This window comes from Coleofasciculus sp. LEGE 07092 (genome assembly GCF_015207375.1).
Taxonomy (GTDB): Bacteria; Cyanobacteriota; Cyanobacteriia; order Cyanobacteriales; family Coleofasciculaceae; genus LEGE-07092.
Map to the genome: position 1 here is coordinate 23,141 of NZ_JADEWY010000086.1, position 6,429 is coordinate 29,569.

Consider the following 6,429-nt stretch of genomic DNA (forward strand, 5'->3'; position numbering starts at 1 on the left):
CCCAAATCCCCACTCCCCACTCCCTACTGTCTACCCGTGAGTAGATAAGTGGTCATCTCCCCCTTACCCTTGACAGAGATAATGCCCCGTTCCTCACACAAATACTTATCTCGTAGTAGCTCATAGGTAGTAGCTGTCACCTGGATGGCACCATCCACGCCTTGGGATTCCATGCGGCTAGCAACATTTACAGTATCGCCCCACAAATCGTAGATAAACTTTTTGATGCCAATGACACCTGCCACGACGGGTCCACTGTTGATACCAATTCGGAGTTTAAACACGTTACCCGTTTCTTCACCAACTCTGACCATTTCAGATTGCATATCCAATGCCATTTCCGCAATAGCGATCGCATGATCTGAGCGGGGTGTCGGTAAACCACCCGCAACCATATAGGCATCACCAATGGTCTTAATTTTCTCCAAACCATGCCGCTCTGCCAACTGGTCAAAGGTGGAGAAAATTAAATTGAGAATCTGCACCAGTTCTTTGGCAGAGGTTTGAGCGGAGAACTCAGTAAAACCAACAATATCAGCAAATAGAACACTGACGCCTTCAAAGCTATCAGCAATGATATCGGGGTATCGTTTTAACTGCTGGGCAATTGGCTCCGGTAAAATATTGAGCAGCAGTTGCTCCGATTGTTCATTGAGATAACGCACGGCTTCCCCAGCCACCTTACGTGCCGTAATGTCAGAGAGAGTGCCTTCGTAGTAGAGCAACGTACCCGCAGAGTCACGCACCGCACGAGTGTTCTCAGATACCCAGATTACACTGCCATCTTTCCGATAGACCAGAGACTCCAACTCAAACACGGCATTGTCTTCTTGGATGGCAGCAATGAATTCACCTCGACGGTTGGGTTCAACATAAATTTGCTGCCCAATATCTTTGATACTGGTGATCAGTTCTTCTGGGGAAGAGTAGCCAAAAAATCTTGCGAGTGCTGGGTTGGCGCTCAAAAAACGCCCGGATGGTGTGGTTTGAAAGATGCCTTCAATTGCATTTTCTACAATACTGTGATAACGCTGTTCAGCGATACGGAGCGCTTCTTCTGCTTGCTTGCGCTGAATCACAACACCCAGTTGGGTTCCCACTGCCCAAACAAGATCGATTAATTGCTGATCGGGTTGGCGAGACTCTAATGTGAAGAACACAAAAACAGTCAGCACCTGGTCATTAACAACAATAGGAATGCCTAAACAGGAACAGAGTCCGCTATTGAATACCATCGGGGAACGTACAAACACAGTGTCTGGCTCAATGGCAACATCCTGAATCCATTCTGGCTGCTTGGATGACCAAACTCGCCCAGGCAACCCTACACCCGGAGCAAACCGCAGCGTCTGGCTATCTTGTCTAAATTTCTCTAGGGCAGGCAGGTTACTGGCATACCAAGCCGGACTGCATTCTAGAAAGGTTTTATCTGAATTGGGAATCCAGGCTTCGCCAAAATTCCAGCCAATCGTCTCACAGACATTGCGTAGGGTGACTTCCAGGGCAGAGTCAAAGTCTGGGGACTCACTGATGGCTTGGGTGATTGTTTGTAAGAGGCGGATTTTTTCTTCTGCCCGTTGACGTTCACGGGCTTCTAAGCTTAGGGAAACTACATCAGCTAAGGAACCTGCAAAGTTTTGTTCATCCAGTGCCCACTGACGGTTTAGCTTCAGGTGTTCGTACAACACAACTCCCACGATTTGCCCTCCCACTCGAATCGGCGCATCCAAGATTGCTGTCTCTCCGTAAAAACCGACGGCGGTGCGCTCGAATGGCAGGTATCCTACCTGCAAGTCAAGGGCGATAGGCTTCGTGTCAGCATCGGGGACAGCAAGGGTAAGCTCTTGTTCTAAGGCTTTGAAATAAGCCGGATAGTCTACTGCCATCAACGCTATTCCCTGTGTATGACAGTTGGTACTCCGCTCAAACAAGTCGAGACAATGAATCTTGGAGTAGTCAGAGCTGTATAGCCACACACCCACCCGCTCAATCTCCAGAGTTTGAGCTGCCGCTTCAGTGACTTGCTTGAGGGTAGAGTTCAAGTCGCCGTAGTTGACGGTTCTGCTCTTAGCCAGAGTTACTAGCACTTGGTTCTGTCGGCGCAGCCGTTGATAAAGTTGCCCCTGCTGGATGGCGATCGCAATTTGTGTGGATAATCGTTGGAGTAAATCAATTTCTAACGGCTGCCATTGTCGGGGTTGACAACAGTGATGGGCAATTAGCAACCCCCACAATTGTTCTCCTTGGAGGATAGGAATCACCAAGTTCGCCCTAATCTGAAACTTGAGGAGCAACTCAACGTAACACGGTGCTAAAGCTGCTGTGTAGATATCGTCTGTAACCTGAATACGACCTTTTTGGTAGGGCTGAATCAGGTCTTTTTCAAAGCAAGGATCGTTGATTTGGGTATTCAGTATGGATAGGCTTGGGGTGTTAACCGCTTCTACATCAACAACTCCACTCCAGTCCTCAAAAAATCGATAAATCAATACCCGATCGCTTTGCAGAAACTGCCGCACTTCACTCACCGTGGTGTCGAGAATCTCGTCTAAGTCCAGGGATTTCCGGATGCGTTGGGCAATTTCACTCAGGAGTTTTTCCTGTTGAGCCTGCTGGCGGACTAACTCTTCTGCTCTCTGGCGTTCTTTAACTTCTTGTTGCAGTTGCAGATTTTGCAGTTGCAGTTCCTTTTGCAACGTCTGAATTGTCAAATGGTTGGTGATCCGGGCTAAAACTTCTTCTGGCTGAATCGGCTTAGTCACGTAATCAACTGCTCCCACCTGAAACCCTTTCACCTTATCGGCTGTCTCACCCAGCGCCGTCATAAAAATTACGGGGATATCTTGGGTTGACGGATTTGCTTTCAGTTGACGGCAGGTTTCAAACCCGTCAAGTCCCGGCATGAGTATATCCAACAAGATCAGATTAGGTTGGGCATATACCGCCTGAGCGATCGCACTTTCACCCTCAGTTGCCACCAAGACTTCAAACCCAGCATCAGCCAAAAAATCACACAACATCCCTAAATTAGTCGGGGTGTCATCTACGATTAAGATGACGGCTTCTGCTAGATTTTCCACGCTCATTCGTGACTTGACCTATAGGATTCGAGAAATTCCCGGATTTGTTTGATCTGAAAGCTTTCTGTGAGTTGACGAAGCGCTGACGCAAAGGGTACAAATTGCTCGTCCATCTGTTCCAGCCTCGCTGCTTGCTCCAGAATTCTCCTCGTGTTGCCTCTCATAGCTAGATCCAAGAGAACAGCGATTTCATCCGGAGGCGGAGCCATTAATTTTGGATTTAAAATTTTAGAGTTTGGATTTAAGGCGTGTTGGTTAGATGCGATACCCTCTGAATCGTCATCAGCACCCCCTAAATCAGAATCAGCAGCTTGCGAACCTCCCTCATCCTCATAAACCCATTCCAGTCTCAAATAAACCCCTAGCTGTTCTAAGAGATTCTGTACCTGCACAGGCTTAGGGATAAAATCATCGCAACCTGCTTCCCGACTTTTGGTTTGATTATAATCAAAAACGCTTGCTGATATGGCAATTATTACAATCTTGTCAAGTTCAGTTAACTGCCGAAGTTGCCGAGTCGCCTCAAAGCCATCCATGACAGGCATCACCAAATCCATTAAAATTACATCAGGCTTACACTCAAGCGCCTTATTCAGACAATCAACACCATCGGTTGCCTCAAAGATTTCAAACCCCAGCGGTTCGAGGACATTAACAATAACTGAGCGATTTTCCGCTTTATCGTCTACCACCAAAATTTTGCGCACTTTCCCTTGATAACCAATAATATTGCGCTCCTCAGTTTTGGCAATTTCCGTTAATTCTGGCACGTCCGGCAACTCTAAATCCAGCCAGAAAACACTACCAGCACCCCATTGACTGGTCACTTCCAATGTAGTCCCCATCAACTTCGCTAATTTCTGACTAATCGCTAGTCCCAGTCCCGTGCCTTCAACCCAATGGTGGCTGCTCTCAATTTGATGGAAGGGCAGAAAGATTTCTGTTAATTTCTCCGGTGCAATGCCGATGCCAGTGTCCTCTATCTGAAACCGAATTTTCTCCTGGTGATAACCAACCTTGAAAACAACTCCGCCTGTTTTAGTAAACTTAATCGCATTTCCCAGTACATTAATTAAAATTTGTCGCAATTTTTGCTCATCGCCCCGGACAAAAATGGGTAAAGAAGAAAAGGTTTCGTAACAAAAGGAAATGTTATTTTGTGTGGCACGGAGACGAAATATTGCAGCAATATTGTCAAGAAATCTAGGTAAATTAAAATCACTCACGCGGATTTCCATTTTCCTAGCTTCAATTTTAGAAAGGTCTAAAATATCATTGATTAGGGTAAGCAGATGTTCACCACATTGTTGAATAGTGTCCAGTCCATTCTCTTGCTTGACTGTTAAGTTTTTTTCTCGTTTGAGGATGTGGGCGTATCCCAAAATTCCGTTTAAAGGGGTTCGCAGTTCATGGCTCATATTTGCCAGAAATTCGCTCTTGGCGCGGTTAGCCGATGCGCTTCGTGCCGCTTCACTAACAGCCGCTTCTTTTGCTTGTTTCAGGATTTCTTCTGCCTGCTTGCGCTTGGAGATATCTTCATGAACAGCAACATAAACTGTTCCATATTCAGGATGTTCAAATCTAGATGTATTCCCCTGACACCAGAACGGTGTCCCATCTTTCTTAACATTGTGAACCTCATAGGTCGCTTCACTATACTTATTTAATTGGTGCATAATGTCACGGGCAACCTGCTTGGCATTCTGCTCATCATCATCATAATTCAAAACTGCTACAGGTTTTTCATTCAGCTCATCTGCACCATAGCCAAACATACTCTCAAATTTGGGATTGGCATAAACAATCACACCATCAGTAGCTCTGACTAGGCAAACCCCCTCCGCCATACTCCTGACAATTACACTGTGAAGCTCGAGGGTTTTTTCGGTTCGCTGACGCTCCTTAATCTCCCTTTCTAGTTCTCGGTTAGCTGTCTCTAGTTGTGCTGGACTAGGGAGAGCTAGTGCTCTAGGAACTAATGGAATCAGCTCTGCTGCCGTGTACATTGAAATGACAGCAGTTACAGCTTTGATAGCACCCGACAACCAATAGGTAGAATGCCAGAGCGTCCAAACTTCCATCAGATGAGTCGTACCACAAGCCACAATAAATGCACCAAACAATAGAAAAATTAAGGGATAGGGTAAATCGACGCGCTTGCGGACAAAATAGACGAGGGTGATGGGAATAGAATAATAGGCGATCGCAATCAGAGAATCGGACAAGACATGAAGCCATACCAATCCTGGCTGCCAGAGGTAGCAATGCCCGTGAGGAATAAATGCTCCAGAAGTAAACAGCTTTTTTAATACCTCCAGCATAAAATAAGCCTTTTTTTTTATTTTAACCGGAAGCTTTTGAAAGATGCTTTTCTTTAGTTTATTCCTATTTCTTGTAACAAAATGATTGCTACTTATCTTCTCTATCCTTTCGGCAATTAGAAATAGGTTTTAGTTTCGCCACAATTTAAGAATGCTATTGTCTGAGTGCCCGAAGAAAGAGTCAATGCTAATAATTGCCCAACGCCATTACCGCATTCTGTCCCCCAAACCCAAAGCTGAAACACACCACCCGACGCACATCACGAGAATACGCTTGAGTCACGAATTCCAAATCAAATTTCGATTCTTTTAACCCCACACAAGGCGGCACTATCTGATGCTTCAGTGCCATTAAACTAAAGGCTGCACCAATAGCACCCGACGCTCCCAATGTATGACCTGTAGCTCCCTTGGTAGAACTGAGTGGTATGCCTTGGGGAAATAGATGCCCAATGAGTTGAGCTTCATGCTGATCATTTAAGCGAGTACCTGTCCCATGAGCGTGGATGTAGTCAATCTCAGTCGGAGAAAGATTACTACGATCAAGACATTGTTTAATAGCTGCAATTGCACTCTTACTGCTTGACTGAGGGCTACTAATGTGATAGGCATCACAAGTCAAGCCAAAGCCTAACACCTGCCCGTAGATAGGTACTCTGCGACTCAAGGCTAAATCGGCTGACTCTAGCACTAAAACAGCAGCACCCTCTCCTAAAACCAAACCTTCACGCTGTTGGTCAAAGGGATAAGCACCTGTTTTTGCCAAAACGCCCATTTTCTCAAATCCTGCCAGAGTCAGCGGCGTAATTGGCGCTTCAACCGCACCCGCAATGACCTGTTGACAGTGACCGGTTTGGATCAATTCAAAGCCCCGTGCGATCGCCCAAATTCCGGTTGCACAAGCTGCCATTGGTGCGAGAACAACTCCAGTTGACCCAATCTGACGAGCGGCAGCGATCGCGGCTTGGTGAGGTAGCGTGTCCAGCCAATGCTCTAAAGCCGGGAATGGGGAAGAAGTCAATTCATCC

Annotated in this window: 3 protein-coding genes; all 3 read right to left on the minus strand. The window is 46.3% G+C overall.

Translation table 11 applies throughout. The features are described 5' to 3' along the window. Window positions 1–23: 23 nt before the first annotated feature. Window positions 24–3,086 carry an adenylate/guanylate cyclase domain-containing protein gene (locus IQ257_RS19670; RefSeq protein WP_193875694.1) on the minus strand — a complete coding sequence of 1,021 codons (3,063 nt, stop codon included), beginning with the start codon at window positions 3,084–3,086 and terminating at the stop codon, window positions 24–26. Continuing rightward, window positions 3,083–5,401 (minus strand): PAS domain-containing hybrid sensor histidine kinase/response regulator, encoded by a 2,319-nt coding sequence (locus tag IQ257_RS19675; RefSeq protein ID WP_193875685.1) that lies wholly within the window; start codon window positions 5,399–5,401, stop codon window positions 3,083–3,085. Before IQ257_RS19675 ends, IQ257_RS19670 begins: the two co-directional genes overlap by 4 nt. Window positions 5,402–5,588: 187 nt before the next feature. Continuing rightward, a partial coding sequence (locus IQ257_RS19680) for a beta-ketoacyl-ACP synthase (protein ID WP_193933168.1) occupies window positions 5,589–6,429 on the minus strand: 841 nt, incomplete at its 5' end.